This window comes from Rhizobium sp. BE258, from assembly GCF_031457345.1.
Classification (GTDB): Bacteria; Pseudomonadota; Alphaproteobacteria; order Rhizobiales; family Rhizobiaceae; genus Rhizobium.
Genome location: NZ_JAVDWL010000003.1, coordinates 299,324 through 314,479 on the forward strand (window position 1 = coordinate 299,324; position 15,156 = coordinate 314,479).

The following is a 15,156-nucleotide window of genomic DNA, read 5'->3' on the forward strand; positions in this document are numbered from 1 at the left end:
TTGTTCGATTGGAATTTCAGCATTTTCGGGCGCAGACTGCAAGTCATACCGTCAAGTGAATGAAGGTGACTGTCATGAAAGACTCAACGATCGAACGCAATGAACTGCACCACGAGCTGCCGGTAAAAGCGCTTGTCTCGCGTCTTCGGGCATGGGTCTATCGCACGTTCGTATACTCCTCGCGGCTCGACCCCGACACCATGCCCGACCGGGTCAGGCGCGATCTGGGGTTCCTGGATGGCCGGGAACCGCGCGATCATTTCGAGCGCTGGCCATAAACAGCCAACGCCGTCAGAATCTCGGCGGCGGTCATGGCGGCGATCACTTCCGGGCGCTTGTCGCGGACGGCAGAGCCGCCGATCGGCAATGTCAGACGCTCGAGCCAGCGCCTTTCGCCGCCCTCGCGCGACAGCCAGCTCGAAAACGTAGCGCGCTTGGTGACCGAGCCAATCATGCCTGTGTAGGCGAGGTCGGTTCGCGCCAGCGCCTCGCGGGCGATCAGGAAATCGAGGGCATGGTCATGCGTCAGGATGACGACCGCCGAGCCTGCCGGGACCTCGGCGATCAGCGCCTCGGGCATCGGCGTCAGCAGGGTTTTGGTTTCGGCGGGCAGGCTTGTCAGTTCTTCCTTGCGGGTTTCGATGACCGTCACTGCCAGCGGCAGCGGCGCGAGGGCTGCGGCCAGCGCCCGGCCGACATGGCCGGCGCCAAACAGATAGACGGCCGGCCGGTGTTCGGCTTCGTGGACGCGCTTGGTTTCCAGCTCCTCCAGGATATCGGTGGTCACCCTGCGGAAGCGCAGCTGCGTGCGCCCGCCACAGCATTGGCCGATCTCCGGGCCGAGCGGGATGTCCATGGTTTCCTTGCCGCTGTTTTGGAGCAGGCTGCGGGCGTTTTCGATCGCCAGATATTCGAACTGACCGCCGCCGATCGTGCCCCAGATGGCGGTGGGGGAGACGAGCATGAATGTGCCGGTTTCACGCGGGGTGGAGCCCTGGGTGCCGGTGATCTCGATCAGGATGGTGGCGGGGTGGGTGAGGAGGAAGTCCTTGAAGGTGGTCATTGTTTTGTGACCGGGAGGTTTGTGGGTGGGGTACCCCCCTCTGTCCTGCCGGACATCTCCCCCTCAAGGGGGGAGATTGGCTGGGGGCGCCCGCTCGCATCGTAATAATCGTTCGACGCTAGTTGTTTAGGGAAGCCATAGCGCCTAGCTGATCTCCCCCCTTGAGGGGGAGATGCCCGGCAGGGCAGAGGGGGGTAAGCCACGAACGCCACCCCGCCGCCCCTCACACCATCTTCATCCGCTCGACCGCCATTAGCACACGCTCAGGCGTGGCAGGCGCATCGAGCCGCGGGCAGACCCTGTAATCCGCGACGCTGGCCACCGCCATCGACAGTGCCTCCAGCACCGAGATCGCCAGCATGAACGGCGGCTCGCCGACGGCCTTGGACCGGCCGATTGTCGCTTCCTTGTTTTCCGACCATTCCGCCAGCTTGACGTTGAACACCTTCGGGCGGTCGGAGGCGAGCGGGATCTTGTAGGTGGAGGGGGCGTGAGTGCGCAGGCGGCCCTTGTCGTCCCACCAGAGCTCTTCGGTCGTCAGCCAGCCCATGCCCTGCACGAAGGCGCCCTCGACCTGGCCGATATCGATCGCCGGGTTCAGGGAGCGGCCGACATCGTGGAGAATATCGGTGCGGTCGATGAGGTATTCGCCGGTCAGCGTGTCGATCGTAACCTCGGTGCAGGCGGCGCCATAGGCGAAATAGTAGAAGGGCGTGCCGCGGCCGGCGGCGCGGTCCCAGTGGATTTTCGGGGTCTTGTAAAAGCCAGCCGCCGAAAGCTGGACGCGGGCGAAATAGGCCTGCTTGATGAAATCCGGGAAGGGGATTTCCGTTTCGCCGACGCGCACGCGGTTCGGCAGGAACAGGACGTCCGCCGGATCGACGCTCCATTTTTCGGCCGCGAAGGCGACGAGGCGTTCCTTCAGCTGGCGGGCGGCGTCATAGGCGGCCATGCCGTTGAGGTCCGAGCCTGAGGAGGCTGCCGTTGCCGAGGTGTTCGGCACCTTGCCCGTCGTCGTCGCGGTGATCTTCACGCGGTCGATATCGACCTGGAAGCTGTCGGCCAGAACCTGCGCTACCTTGGTATAGAGGCCCTGGCCCATCTCTGTGCCGCCATGGTTCAGGTGGATCGAGCCGTCCTGATAGATATGGACGAGGGCGCCGGCCTGGTTGAAGGCGGTCATGGTGAAGGATATGCCGAATTTCACCGGCGTCAGCGCAATGCCCTTGCGGATGTAGCGGCTGTCGCGGTTGAAGGCGATGATGGCGTTGCGGCGGGCCTGATAATCGGCGCTTTCCTCGAGTTCTTCGACGATGCGCAGGACGATGCTGTCCTCGACCTCCTGATGATAGGGTGTCGTCGTCCGGCCAGAGCCCGGCTGGCCATAGAAGTTCAGCTTGCGAACTTCCAGCGGATCCTTGCCGGTGGCATAGGCAATTTCTTCGATGAAGCGCTCGGCGCCGAGCATGCCCTGCGGGCCGCCGAAGCCGCGGAAGGCGGTGTTGGAGACGGTGTGGGTCTTCAGCGGTTTCGATTGCAGATGCACATGCGGATAGAAATAGCTGGAATCGGCGTGGAACAGCGCGCGGTCGGTGACCGGGCCGGAGAGATCGGACGAGAAGCCACAGCGCGCCGCATAGGTGGCGTCGACCGCATGGATGCGGCCTTCGTCGTCGAAGCCGAGCTCGTAATTGACGAGGAAATCGTGGCGCTTGCCTGTTGCGGTCATGTCCTCGTCGCGGTCCGGGCGGAATTTGACGGCGCGCTTCAGCTTCTTGGCGGCGATGGCGGCGAGGGCTGCAAACTGGTTGCCCTGGGTTTCCTTGCCGCCGAAGCCGCCACCCATGCGGCGCACGTTGACCGTCACGGCATTGGATGGAATGTCGAGCACATAGCCGACGATATGCTGGATCTCGCTCGGATGCTGCGTTGAGGACCAGACGGTGACCTCGTCATCCTCGCCGGGGATCGCCATGGCGATATGGCCCTCGAGATAGAAATGCTCCTGGCCGCCGATGCGCATCTGACCGCGCAGCCGGTGCTTGGCATTGTCCATCTCGCTCTTGGCTTCACCGCGCTTCAGCGTCATCGGGGTGATGACGAGAGGGCTGCCGTTTTCCAGCGCGCCGTCGATGTCGCTCCAATGCGGCAGGTCGCGATATTCGATCTTCGCCTTGCGGGCGGCATCGCGGGCGGCTTCCCGGGTTTCGGCGATGACGGCGAAGATCGGCTGGCCGTGGAATTCCACTCTGGTTTCAGCAAGCAGAGGCTCGTCATGGCTGCCGTTCGAGGAAACGTCGTTGATACCAGGCACGTCCTTGCCGGTGAAGACGAGGATGACGCCGGGGTGGCGGCGGACGTCCGAGAGATCCATGCTGAGGATATCGGCATGGGCACGGTCCGAGGTGCCGAGGGCGCCATGCAGCAGGCCCGCGGGTTCCGGAATATCGTCGATATAATCGGCACTTCCGGTGACGTGCTTATGCGCTGAATCATGGCGCAGCGAGCCGTGCATCGGGCCGGAGATCATCGCTTTGGGGTTTTCGAAGGTGGATTTATCCATGGGGATGCTCCGCCGTGAGGGAGGGCGCGTGTGGCCCCCTCATCCGGCTGCCGCCACCTTCTCCCCGAGGGGAGAAGGTGCCCGAAGGGCGGATGAGGGGGCTGCTCTCGCAAAGGTCAAAGGCTTCCATCACGCCACCCCCTCGAACCGCTTGAGTTCCACCGGCGTTCCCACCGTCTCCAGGTAAAACCGCATCAGCAAGTTCTTCGCCGCCAGCTGCCGGTATTCCGCCGTGGCGCGCCAATCGGTCAGCGGCTGGAAGTCGGCGTCGAAGGTGGGGCGGGCGGCGTCGATGGTGGCTTCGGTCCAGGGCTTGCCCATCAGGTCGGATTCGACGGTGCGGGCGCGTTTCGGGGTTGCCGCCATGCCGCCGAAGGCGATGCGGATGTCGTTGACGTCGCCGGCGTCGTCGAGTGTGAGGTAGAAGGCGCCGAGGGTGGCGGTGATGTCCTCGTCGCGGCGCTTGGTGACCTTGTAGACGGCGAAGTGGCTACCCTCGGCGGGGTAGGGCACAAAGACGCTTTCAACGAATTCGCCCGGTTTGCGGTCCTGCTTGCCATAGGCGATGAAATAATCCTCGAGCCGGAGCATGCGAGTGCCGGCGGCGGAGCGCAGTTTCAGCGTGGCGCCGAGCGCAATCAAAGGCGGCGGGCTGTCGCCGATCGGCGAGCCGTTGGCGATGTTGCCGCCGATGGTCCCCATGTTGCGAACCTGCTCGCCGCCGATGCGGTTGATCAGGGCGGCAAGCGCCGGCACCTTCTTCGCTAGCACTTCGAAGGCCTTGGTATAGGTGACGCCTGCCCCGAAGGTGACGCCGCCGTCGGTGACCTTGATCGTCTGCAATTCGCTCAGGTGATTGATGAAGACGACGGGATTCAGCGCTCGCATCTGCTTCGTCACCCAGAGCCCGACATCGGTCGAGCCGGAGACGATGGTGGCGGATTTTTCTTCCGCCAGAATACGGGAGAGCGCCTCGACGGAACCGGGAATCAACAGCCTGCCGTCATCGGAGGTGACGGTGATGGTCTCGCGCGGCTGCATCGCCCAGAGGCGGGCGACGATATCGGAACGGGTCTTTTCGAGCGGGTCGAACAGCGTGCTCGGGCGCGCCCTGGCGATGGCTTCGGCCGCCTTGACGATCGGTTCATAGCCCGTGCATCGACAGAGATTGCCCTGCAGCGCCTTTTCGATCTGCGGGCGGCCGGGCTTGTCGTTGGAGAGCCAGAGGCCATAGAGCGACATGATGAAGCCCGGCGTGCAGAAGCCGCATTGCGAGCCGTGGTAATCGACCATCGCCTGCTGCACCGGATGCAGTGTGCCATCCTTGGCCGCCAGATGCTCGACGGTGACGACATGGGTGCCGTTCAGCGAACCCATGAAGCGGATGCAGGCATTGACTGATTCATAGGCGAGTTTGCCATCGACGAGACGGCCAACCAGCACCGTGCAGGCGCCGCAATCGCCTTCCGCGCATCCTTCCTTCGTGCCGGTCAACCGGCGCTTCAACCGCAGAAAATCGAGCAGAGTCTCGGTCGGGCGGACATCTTTGAGTGCGATGTCCTCGCCATTGAGGATGAAGCGGATGCTGTCGCTCATGATGTTCCTTATTCTTGTTTTTCTAATGGTTATGCCGCAGTCCAGCCCCCGTCAATCGAGATGTGGGTGCCGGTGACCTGCCGGGCGTCGTCGCTGGCGAGGTAGAGCGCCAGCGCGCCGATTTCCTCTGCCTTGACGAATTCATGCGTCGGCTGGGCCTTGAGGATCACTTCGGTCTTCACCTGCTCCTCGGTCATGCCGCGGGCCTTTGCCGTATCCGGGATCTGCTTTTCGACCAGCGGCGTCAGCACGTAGCCGGGGCAGATGGCATTCACCGTGACGCCCGACTCAGCAAGCTCCAGGGCGGCCGTCTTCGTTAATCCTAATATACCATGTTTCGCCGCCACGTACGCGGATTTGAACGGCGAGGCGACGAGGCCGTGGGCCGAGGCGATGTTGATGATGCGGCCGTGCTTCTTCGCCTTCATGTGCGGAATGGCTGCGCGCATCGTGTGGAAGGAACTCGACAGGTTGATGGCGATGATCTGATCCCACTTGTCGATGGGGAAATCCTCGATCTTCTCGACATGCTGGATACCGGCATTGTTGACCAGCACATCGACGGTGCCGAAGGTCTTTGCCGCCGTTTCGATCAGGTCGGCGATCTCGGCGGGCTTGGTCATGTCGGCCGGATGGTAGAGGGTGCGTCCCTCCGAAAGTGATTCAAGCCGCTCGGTGATCGCCTTGATTTCTTCGGGTCTTCCGAAGCCGTTGATGACGACGTTGTCGCCCTTGCCGGCAAAGGCGGTGGCGATCGCCAGGCCGATGCCGCTGGTGGAGCCGGTGACGACGACGGTTCTCTTCATGAACGCTTCTCCTTGGTCCGCAATGGACCAAGGTTATGCGCAAAGAGCGGTGGCTGACAATCGCCGCGTTGCCGCTATCAGCTTCCGGCGAGCAGACCGTTGGTGAAAGCCGCCGAGAAATCCGGGCGCTTGGCAAGCGGTGCGCCATTGGCATCCTTCAGGATACCGGCATCGAAGAGATAGTTGCTGATCGCGTTCATTTTGGCCGGTTCCATATCCCCAGCCTTGCCGGGTGCCGTGCGCAGATAGGCGCCGTCAACGAGAGCCTTCAGCGAGGCGCGCACCAGTTCGCCGTTCATCAGCGCGCCGTCGGAACCGGCAATCAGGATGGCGGCGGCTTCGTCCGGATGATCGGCCGCGAATTCATATCCCTTCCGCGTTGCCTGCATGAAGGCGCGGGCAAGGTCCGGCTTTTCGGCAAGGTAGGCGTTGCTGCTGCCCAGAATGGCCGTGTGTTCGTCGGGCACGCCGTAATCGGCATAGACAAAGGCGCGCTGGGCCTTGTTCTCCAGCTCGGCCTGAACGCCCTCCCAGGTGTAGACTTCGAGGGTGAAATCGACGGCGCCGTTATCGAGCGCCTGGTAGGCCGAGGTTCCGAGTGTCACGGTCTCGAACTCGCCCTTACCGCCGGCGTTCTTGATCATCGAGCCGAGCAGGGCGTTTTCCCAGGCGCTGCCGAAGCCGCCATAGGTCTTCCCGTCCAGGTCCTTCGGCGTCTGGATGTCGCTGCGATCGGCCTTGAAGACGACGCGGCCGGTTTCCTTCTGAACGATCGCGAAGGTGCCGATGAGATCGGCGCCGGCGGCGCGCTGCGTCATCAAGCCGATCGAGCCGAGCACGCCGAAATCGGCGACACGGCTGGCAACGAGGGTCGCGGCCGAGGTGTCCGTGTAGGGGAGAATTTCGACATCGAGACCGGCGTCGCGGTAGAAATTCCTGTCACGGGCCACGTAGAGGCCGACGTGATTGGTGTTCGGCGTCCAGTCGAGGGCGACCGAAACCTTGGGATTGGCGGCGCGAACGGTGAGCGGTGCGGCGGCCAGCGACAGGATGCCGGCAAGGGCGGTGCGGCGGGTGATGGACGGAAGGGTCATGGCTGATCTTCTCCTTCGAAGAGCGTTGCGAGGATACGGTTTTCGATTGCGATGACGTCCGTCTGCTGGCTGCCGGGTTCGGTGCGCGGACGGGGCAGCCTGACCGCCGTTTCCAGGACGATGCGGGCGGGGCGGGGCGAGAAGAGGTAGATTCGGTCGGAGAGCAGCACGGCCTCGCGCACATCATGGGTGATCAGGATCACCGACAGCCCCCGGCGCAGGCAGAGCGCTTCGAGAAAGCGCTGCATCTTCAATCGGGTCAGTGCATCCAGCGCGCCGAAGGGTTCGTCGAGCAGCAGGATCGGCCGCTGCTGGACGACGGTGCGCAGCAGGGCGACACGCTGGCGCATGCCGCCGGAGAGTTCATGCGGCCAGCTGCGTTCGAAGCCCTCCAGGCCGAATTCGGCCAGCAGCGGCGTGATTTCGGCGCTCGCGTCTCGTCTCGACATCCCCGCCATCTCCAGGCCGAGCGCCGCGTTGGCGAGCAGCCGCCGCCACGGCATCAGCGCATCGCGCTGCGGCATGAAGGCGAAGGGGCGGGTTTCTGAGTCCAGCGCATTGCCGTTCATGCGGATACTGCCGCCTGTTTTGGCGACGCTTCCGGTCAGAATCCGGAAGAGCGTGGATTTTCCGGCGCCCGACGGGCCGAGGATCGAGACGAATTCGCCCGCGTGAAGCTGCAGTGAAATGCCATCGAGCACGGCGACGGTGCCGAGACGGCAGCTGAGATCCCGGATATCGAGAAGAGGCTGATCGCTCATCGACGGTCGTCCCGGCTGGTGCGGTGCCAGGGCATGGAGAGCCATTCGACCAGCACGGCCAGCGAAAACAGGATGAGTGTCAGCAGCGAACTGACGAGCACGGCGGCAAGCACCAGATCGGCGCGGAAATTGTTCTTGGCGTTGAGGATATAGACGCCGAGCCCGCGGGCGGCGCCTGCATATTCGGCAAAGATCGCGCCGACGACCGCGTAGGTGATCGAGATGCGCAGTCCGGCGAAGAAGTAGGGCAGGGACGCCGGCAGCCGCGCTACGATGAAGCGCTTCCAGCGTGAGGCGCCCATCGAGGCCAGCAGCTCCTCGATCTCCGGTTCGGCTGCCGCATAGCCGAGGGCAAGGGCCACCAGCATCGGAAAGAAGGTGACGAGGGCGACGAGCAGGATTTTCGGCAGCAGCCCGAAGCCGAACCAGAGCACGATCAGCGGCGCGATGGCGACCAGCGGCAATGTCTGGCTGATGACGAAGACCGGCATCAGGGCGGCGCACAGGCGCGGCGCAAAGTCGATGGCGACCGAGAACAGGAACGCGATCGCCAGCGAGAGGCCGAAACCGGAGATCGTCGCCTGCAGCGTCGGCCAGCTGTTGTTCAGCAGCGCTACGCGTTCGACGAATGCCTGGGTGATGACGCGCGATGGCGCAGGCAGCGTCGTCGGCGGCACACCGGCAAGGTCAACATAGGCTTCCCAGATGGCCAGCAGCGCGCTGACCGACAGCACGGCGGGCGCAGAACGCATGGCAAGTTCCGGCAATCGGATGAATCGCGGCATCGGCAGTCTCCTGACGTGAGGCAGCGATCAGACGGCGGATGGGCTGTTGGCGGAGACGGTAAGGTCGATGGTCACATGGCCATTCGGCGGACCGAAGCGGACGAAGGCTTCGTGAATGGTCGCAAAGACCGCACCGGCATCGCCTTTGACGCGGGTGCAGAAATTCTTCGAGCGGTCGAAAACGCCCGAATTCTTCAGGAAGTCGATGCAGCCGTAGATCTCTTCCATGTGATCGCCGGTGCCCATGACATAGAGCGAGAACTGCGCGGCGGCGGTACGGCCGGTGACCGGCGAGGAGGCTACTGCTTCCAGAGCTGACGCCTTGCGCTCGGCAAGCGGCAGGACCGGACCCGAAAGGGCCTCGGTATGGCACATCGGATCGTCAGGCTCGCCGGGGCAGCCGCGGGAGATAGTGGCGCGCAGCACCGCATGGATGCCATCCGCCGAGCCGCTGACATAGAGATCGCGCATCGCCGCGAAGACGACATCGGGCGTGCCGACGATCAGCGTCGAGATGTCGTCGGTCTCGATTCTGAGCTTGTCGCGATAAGGGGCGAGGGCCGGAAGGGCCGAGAGGATGACATCGACGAAACGGTCGGTCATCGGGTAAAGGGAAATTTGTGCGCCAGAAAACATCGCTCGCCTCGCTCCGCTGGTATTATCCAGATCAGCTCAAGAGTTTGAGGCCATGCGGCCGCATCTCAGCCCCGGCTATACGGAGCACCCCTGTCGTTGGTGCCCTTTAAGCATGCGTCGGCTGGCTTGTAAAGCGGCCGATTTACGACGAGGCAAAATTGCGATCGGCTTTCTTTTCTCTTTCGTTTCTACGTCTTAAATGATCTATCTGAAAGCCGCTGAGCTTAGAGGGAGGGGCAGGCATGAGCGGGTATGTTCTGGCGATCGATCAGGGCACGACATCGACGCGGGCGATCGTTTTCGATGGCGAGATGAAGATTGCAGGCGTCGGCCAGAAGGAGTTCACGCAGATCTATCCGCGCTCGGGATGGGTGGAACACGATCCGGAGGAGATCTGGGATTCGGTGGTTTCGACCATCCACATGGCGCTGCGCGAAGCCAGGGTGAAGGCCACTGACATTGCCGCACTCGGGATCACCAACCAGCGCGAAACCGTCGTCGTCTGGGAGCGTGCAACAGGCAAGCCGATCCAGAACGCCATCGTCTGGCAGGACCGCCGCACCGCCAGCTATTGCGAGAACCTGAAACGCCAGGATCTCGAAAAGCTCTTCACCAAGAAGACCGGGCTGATCCTCGATCCGTATTTCTCCGGCACCAAGCTGTCCTGGATGCTGGCCAATGTGAAGGGCGCGCGTGCCCGGGCCGCCAAGGGCGAACTCTGCTCCGGGACAATCGATACCTTCCTGATCTGGCGGCTGACCGGCGGCAAGAGCTTCGTCACCGATGCGACCAACGCCTCGCGGACGCTGATGTACAACATCGCCGACAATAGCTGGGACAAGGACCTGCTGGAGATCCTGCGGGTACCGGCCGCCATGCTGCCGGAGGTCAAGGACTGCTCCGCCGATTTCGGCATCACCGAGAAGTCGCTGTTCGGCGCCGAAATCCCGATCCTAGGCGTTGCCGGCGACCAGCAGGCGGCGACGATCGGCCAGGCCTGCTTCGAGCCCGGCATGATGAAATCCACCTATGGCACCGGCTGCTTCGCGCTGCTGAATACCGGCTCCGACATGGTGCGCTCGAAGAACCGGCTTCTGACCACCATCGCCTACCGGCTGGATGGCGAGACGACCTATGCGCTCGAGGGGTCGATCTTCATTGCCGGAGCTGCGGTGCAGTGGTTGCGCGACGGGCTGGGCATCATCGATTCTGCCGGGGAGACTGGCAAGCTGGCCGAGGGTGCCGATCCCTCGCAGGAGGTCTATCTGGTGCCTGCCTTCACCGGCCTCGGGGCGCCGCACTGGGATCCGAAGGCGCGTGGCGCGATCTTCGGCCTGACGCGCAACAGCGGCCCGTCGGAGCTTGCCCGCGCCGCACTCGAAGCCGTTTGCTACCAGACGCGGGATCTTCTCGATGCGATGCAGAAGGACTGGAAGAACGGCACCGACGATACCGTGCTGCGCGTCGATGGCGGCATGGTCGCCTCCGATTGGACGATGCAGCGGCTGTCCGATCTGCTCGATGCGCCCGTCGACCGGCCGGTGATCCTGGAGACCACCGCGCTGGGGGCTGCGTGGCTGGCCGGCAGCCGGGCGGGTGTCTGGCCGGATCGCAAGACCTTCTCCGCCAAGTGGAAACGCAACAAGCGCTTCGAGCCTGACATGGATGAGAAGACGCGAGCCGCCAAGCTCAAGGGCTGGCGGAATGCGGTGAAGCGGACGCTGAGCGACGCTTAGGGCGGTGCGCCGGGTGGGGTGGCGGTGGGACGAGCGCTTCATCCCATTCGCAGTCTTCACGTGCGAGCCTCAGTCCTACCCACCGCCGTCATGCTCGGGCTTGTCCCGAGCATCTGCAACGGCTGACGTAGGAGTTCGTTAGATCCTCGGCACAAGGCCGAGGATGACGGAGGGGGCGTGCCGCTCTCTGCGAACTTCAAACAGGACCCTCCAAATCATTACCATCCGCACTGTGCGCGAATGCCGCAATCTCGCTGCTTGCGTCTTTTGTACCGATCGGTACAATATATCCTCATCAGTACAGGAGAAAGACGATGACTGCGCTTATTCCTCCCTTCACGCTTGAAACCGCCACGCAGAAGGTTCGCCTTGCCGAAGACGGCTGGAACAGCCGGAACCCGGAGAAGGTTTCGCTCGCCTATACGCCTGATAGCGCCTGGCGCAATCGCGCCGAGTTCGTCAACGGACGCCCGGAGATCGTTGCCTTCCTGGCGCGCAAATGGGCCAAGGAGCTGGACTACCGGCTGATCAAGGAGCTGTGGGCGTTCCGCGAAAACCGCATTGCCGTGCGCTATGCCTATGAATGGCACGACGACAGCGGTAACTGGTTCCGCTCCTATGGCAACGAGAACTGGGAGTTCGATGCTAGCGGCTTGATGCAGCGGCGTTTCGCCTGCATCAACGACATGCCGATCAAGGAATCGGACCGCAAATACCATTGGCCGCTGGGCCGCCGTCCGGATGATCATCCGGGGCTGTCGGAGCTTGGCCTCTGAAGGATTGATGCCCTGAAGACCGTTTACGAACGCCGCGATGTCGTGCCCCTGCTTGCCGAGATCTTTCGGGAGCTCGGCTATGAGGGCACGACGCTGAGCCGGATCACCGAACGCACCGGGATCGGCAAGGGCAGCCTCTACCACTTCTTCCCCGGCGGGAAGGAGGAGATGGCGGCTGCCGTGCTTGCCGAGGTCGACCGCTGGTTCGAGGACTTCATCTATGAGCCGCTGCGCCGCGACGAGCCCGCCGTGGCGATCGCGGCGATGTGGCGTGGCGTTGACGATTACTTCCGCTCGGGCGGGCGCATCTGCCTCGTCGGCGCCTTTGCGCTGGATAGGACGCGGGAGCGCTTCAGCGAGGCGATCAACAGCTATTTCCGGCGCTGGGTCGAGGCGCTGGCCGGGGCGCTGACGCGGGCTGGCCGGAACTCCGGCGAGGCGCGGGCCGAGGCGGAGGCCGCGGTTCTCGGCATCCAGGGCGCGCTCGTTCTGTCGCGCGCCCTTAGTGATCACGATGTCTTCCGCCGGGCAATCACCGGCATGCAGAAGAGGCTGAAGGCTACTTCTTGAGCCAGGGGCTCTTCGTGCTCCAGAAGATGACGCTGGCGCCGAGATAGTCGTCGGCGAAGGCAGTGAATTCTTCCTTGGTGAAGGGCTTCTTGGTCTGCGGGTTCCTGTAGGTCAGCGTCGGCTCCTGAACCGCCATTCCGACATAGGCGAGCTTGCCCTTGTACTGGTTGAAGAACGGATAGGAGTTCTTCATCTGCGCCTTGCGGTTCGGCACGATGTCGGGGCCGCCGAGGCCAATATTGTTCTTCGCCGCGAAGTCGAAGAGGCGGCTCATATATTTATGGTCGTTTTCCCATTCGCAGGGCCAGAAGTTCACATACTGGACGACCATCGACTTGGCGAAGGCCTTGCGGGCAAAGCCGAGATTTTCCATCTCGCCGGCGAAGTAGGCATCGCAGCTGAAATCCTTCGGCTCGTTCTTCGGGTCGAGATCGATCGAAGTCTCAGGCAGGTTGATGCCGTAGACGCGGCCGTCGAATTTCTGCGCCAGAGCCGAAATGAGCGCCTGGTAGCGCTCGCGCACCGCCGGGTTCCATTGCTGCGCCACCCAGCCGGAGCCGATGCCCTTGTTCTCACCGGGATTGTCGAATTGAGGCGCCAGCCCGCCGCCATAGTCGGCGCCTTCAAGCATGTAATCCGGAATGTTACGGGCCTTCGGGTTGAAGAAGCGGTCCTGGACCTGGATGAACAGCTTCTTGTTCAGGCTCTCGGCGATCGCCAGATCCTTCTCGATAGCCGAGAAGTCGTATTCGCCCTTGGCCTTTTCCAGCATCTTCCAGTTATAGACCACCTGCGCGCCGCCGACATCCGGCCGCTCCAGCAGGGACTTTGCTGCCTCGAGGTCGCCGGAGCCGGTATAGATGAAATTCTGCGGCGCGGCATAGGCGGCGGAGGCCGCCACGGTGATCGCAGCAGATAGCGGCAGGCTTTTGAAAAGATGCATGTTTCGTCCTGAAATGTGATGTTGGAAATCCAGCCGCTGGAGACATCGAAGCCGAAGGTGGCAACTCGATGGCGAAACGCGGGACGGCCGATACAATCCCCAATGCTAATTTTGCCTGGCGTAATTTTTTGCTGCGCCGTGTCGGATGGCGGGTTACTCCTTCGTCATTGAGGAAGAGGAGTGACCGATGCTGTATGCGATCCTTTGCTATGCCAATGAAGAAACCGTCTTTTCCTGGTCGAAGGAAGAGGAGGATGCCGTCATGGCCAGGCTTTATGCGGTGCAGGAGCCCCTTGCCAAGTCCGGCAAGCTCGGCCCGACCGGCCGCCTGATGCCGACGACCTCGGCGACCACGCTGCGCAAGTGCAAGGACGAGCCGCTGGTGCTCGATGGACCCTTCGCCGAAACCAAGGAAGCGCTCCTCGGTTTCTACTGCGTCGATTTCGAGACGCTGGACGAAGCGATCGCCTTTGCCAAGGAGCTGTCGGCCGCCAATCCGGGCTCGACCTCCTACGAGATCCGCCCCTTCTACGTGTTCCATCCGGGAGATAAAGCCACATGACAGACATTGCCTGGATCGACGTGACGCTGGCTTCGGCCCGGCCGAAGGCGCTGGGCGCGCTGCTTCGCTATTTCCGCGATCTCGATATCGCGGAAGAGGCCTTTCAGGAGGCCTGCCTGCGCGCCATCCGCACCTGGCCGGACAAGGGTCCGCCACGCGATCCGACGGCATGGTTGATCTTCGTCGGCCGCAACAGCGGCATCGACGCGGTGCGCAAGCAGAAGAAGACGCAGGCGCTGCCGGACGAGGAACTGATTTCCGATACCGAGGATGCAGAAAGCGATATCGCCGACCGGCTGGACGAATCCAATTATCGCGACGACATCCTGCGGCTCTTGTTCATCTGCTGCCATCCGGATCTGCCGGCGACGCAGCAGATCGCGCTAGCGCTCCGCATCGTCTCCGGGCTGTCGGTGCAGCAGATCTCCAAGGCGTTCCTGGTTGGCGAAAGCGCCATGGAGCAGCGCATCACCCGCGCCAAGGCGCGTGTCGCCAAGGCCGGCGTACCCTTCGAGACGCCGGGACAGGAGGAGCGGGCAGAGCGGCTCACCATCGTCTCAACGATGATCTATCTGGTCTTCAACGAAGGCTATTCGCAGGGCGACCCGAAGCGCGAAGCGGCCGCCTTCGCCGACGAGGCGATCCGCCTCGGGCGGCTGATGCTGCGGATCTTTCCGGGTGAGCCCGAGATCATGGGGCTGCTGGCGCTGATGCTGCTGCAGATCTCGCGCCGCGATGCCCGCTTCGATGCCAGGGGCGAGCTGGTCCTGCTCGAGGATCAGGACAGGACGCGCTGGAACCAGGCGCTGATCAACGAGGCGCTCAACCTGCTCGACAAGGCGATCCGCCACCGCCGGCCCGGTCCCTATCAGATCCAGGCCGCGATCGCCGCGATCCATTCGCGCGCCAAGCGGGCGGAGGATACCGATTGGGAAGAGATCGAAATCCTCTACCGCGTGCTGGAGCGTCTGCAGCCTTCGCCGGTGATCACGCTGAACCGCGCGGTTGCCGTCTCCAAGCTCAAGGGGCCGGAAGAGGCGCTGGCGCTGGTCGATACGCTTGCCGAGAAGCTCGACGGCTATTTCTACTTCCATGGTCTGAGAGGCGGGTTGCTGAAGCAGATGGGGCGGACGCGGGAGGCGCGCGAGGCGTTCGACCGGGCGATCGCGCTCGCCAATTCCGCCGCCGAGGCCGCCCATATCCGCCTGCAGCTCGATGGCCTGCAGAAACCGCCGGTGCTGTCAGGCGTCAAATAACCTTTGAAA

Annotated in this window: 15 protein-coding genes and 1 riboswitch; of the genes, 6 read left to right on the top strand and 9 right to left on the bottom strand. The window is 63.1% G+C overall.

Annotation, left to right across the window (positions count from 1 at the left end):
- The first annotated feature begins 74 nt into the window (after positions 1 to 74).
- Complete coding sequence (locus J2X43_RS11965; protein ID WP_162702688.1) at positions 75 to 278, top strand: hypothetical protein; 204 nt, start codon at positions 75 to 77, stop codon at positions 276 to 278.
- Here J2X43_RS11965 and xdhC read toward each other — a convergent pair.
- From xdhC to J2X43_RS12005, 8 genes are all read right to left on the bottom strand, one after another.
- Complete coding sequence (gene xdhC / locus J2X43_RS11970) at positions 257 to 1,063, bottom strand: xanthine dehydrogenase accessory protein XdhC (RefSeq protein WP_310294203.1); 807 nt, start codon at positions 1,061 to 1,063, stop codon at positions 257 to 259. The genes J2X43_RS11965 and xdhC overlap by 22 nt on opposite strands.
- A gap of 223 nt (positions 1,064 to 1,286) precedes the next feature.
- Positions 1,287 to 3,626, bottom strand: a complete 2,340-nt coding sequence (gene xdhB, locus J2X43_RS11975; RefSeq protein ID WP_310294205.1) for a xanthine dehydrogenase molybdopterin binding subunit — start codon at positions 3,624 to 3,626, stop codon at positions 1,287 to 1,289.
- Between the two features lie 129 nt (positions 3,627 to 3,755).
- Positions 3,756 to 5,222, bottom strand: a complete 1,467-nt coding sequence (xdhA, locus tag J2X43_RS11980) for a xanthine dehydrogenase small subunit (protein ID WP_310294207.1) — start codon at positions 5,220 to 5,222, stop codon at positions 3,756 to 3,758.
- 29 nt (positions 5,223 to 5,251) lie between these two features.
- Positions 5,252 to 6,028: a 3-hydroxybutyrate dehydrogenase gene (locus J2X43_RS11985; RefSeq protein WP_310294208.1), complete on the bottom strand. Its 777-nt coding sequence runs from the start codon at positions 6,026 to 6,028 to the stop codon at positions 5,252 to 5,254.
- A 77-nt stretch (positions 6,029 to 6,105) separates the two neighbouring features.
- A complete protein-coding gene (locus tag J2X43_RS11990; protein WP_310294210.1) occupies positions 6,106 to 7,122 on the bottom strand; it encodes an ABC transporter substrate-binding protein in 1,017 nt (338 codons plus the stop codon).
- Positions 7,119 to 7,883 (bottom strand): ABC transporter ATP-binding protein, encoded by a 765-nt coding sequence (locus J2X43_RS11995; protein WP_310294212.1) that lies wholly within the window; start codon positions 7,881 to 7,883, stop codon positions 7,119 to 7,121. The genes J2X43_RS11990 and J2X43_RS11995 overlap by 4 nt, the downstream gene beginning before the upstream one ends.
- Entirely contained in the window at positions 7,880 to 8,668 is a 789-nt protein-coding gene (locus J2X43_RS12000) for an ABC transporter permease (protein ID WP_310294213.1), read from the bottom strand. The genes J2X43_RS11995 and J2X43_RS12000 overlap by 4 nt, the downstream gene beginning before the upstream one ends.
- A 27-nt stretch (positions 8,669 to 8,695) precedes the next feature.
- Positions 8,696 to 9,304 carry a YkoF family thiamine/hydroxymethylpyrimidine-binding protein gene (locus J2X43_RS12005; RefSeq protein ID WP_310294215.1) on the bottom strand — a complete coding sequence of 203 codons (609 nt, stop codon included), beginning with the start codon at positions 9,302 to 9,304 and terminating at the stop codon, positions 8,696 to 8,698.
- A riboswitch (TPP riboswitch) is annotated at positions 9,296 to 9,406 on the bottom strand. It overlaps the preceding gene by 9 nt.
- 140 nt (positions 9,407 to 9,546) lie before the next feature.
- On the opposite strand from J2X43_RS12005, the gene glpK reads away from it, so the two are divergent.
- The 3 genes from glpK (at position 9,547) to J2X43_RS12020 (ending at position 12,386) form a co-directional block, all read left to right on the top strand.
- The gene (glpK, locus tag J2X43_RS12010) at positions 9,547 to 11,040 is read left to right on the top strand and encodes a glycerol kinase GlpK (RefSeq protein ID WP_310294217.1); all 1,494 of its coding nucleotides are present in this window, start codon (positions 9,547 to 9,549) and stop codon (positions 11,038 to 11,040) included.
- 314 nt (positions 11,041 to 11,354) lie between these two features.
- Positions 11,355 to 11,816 (top strand): nuclear transport factor 2 family protein, encoded by a 462-nt coding sequence (locus J2X43_RS12015; RefSeq protein ID WP_310294220.1) that lies wholly within the window; start codon positions 11,355 to 11,357, stop codon positions 11,814 to 11,816.
- A 12-nt stretch (positions 11,817 to 11,828) separates the two neighbouring features.
- Positions 11,829 to 12,386, top strand: coding sequence for a TetR/AcrR family transcriptional regulator (locus J2X43_RS12020; protein WP_310294899.1), 558 nt, complete (start codon positions 11,829 to 11,831; stop codon positions 12,384 to 12,386).
- On the opposite strand, the gene J2X43_RS12025 is transcribed toward J2X43_RS12020, so the two are convergent.
- Entirely contained in the window at positions 12,376 to 13,329 is a 954-nt protein-coding gene (locus J2X43_RS12025) for a hypothetical protein (RefSeq protein WP_310294222.1), read from the bottom strand. The genes J2X43_RS12020 and J2X43_RS12025 overlap by 11 nt on opposite strands.
- A gap of 187 nt (positions 13,330 to 13,516) precedes the next feature.
- Here J2X43_RS12025 and J2X43_RS12030 point away from each other — a divergent pair, with 187 nt between their 5' ends.
- Both J2X43_RS12030 and J2X43_RS12035 read left to right on the top strand, forming a co-directional pair.
- The gene (locus J2X43_RS12030) at positions 13,517 to 13,891 is read left to right on the top strand and encodes a YciI family protein (RefSeq protein WP_310294224.1); all 375 of its coding nucleotides are present in this window, start codon (positions 13,517 to 13,519) and stop codon (positions 13,889 to 13,891) included.
- The gene (locus J2X43_RS12035; RefSeq protein ID WP_310294226.1) at positions 13,888 to 15,147 is read left to right on the top strand and encodes an RNA polymerase sigma factor; all 1,260 of its coding nucleotides are present in this window, start codon (positions 13,888 to 13,890) and stop codon (positions 15,145 to 15,147) included. The genes J2X43_RS12030 and J2X43_RS12035 overlap by 4 nt, the downstream gene beginning before the upstream one ends.
- Positions 15,148 to 15,156 lie beyond the last annotated feature (9 nt).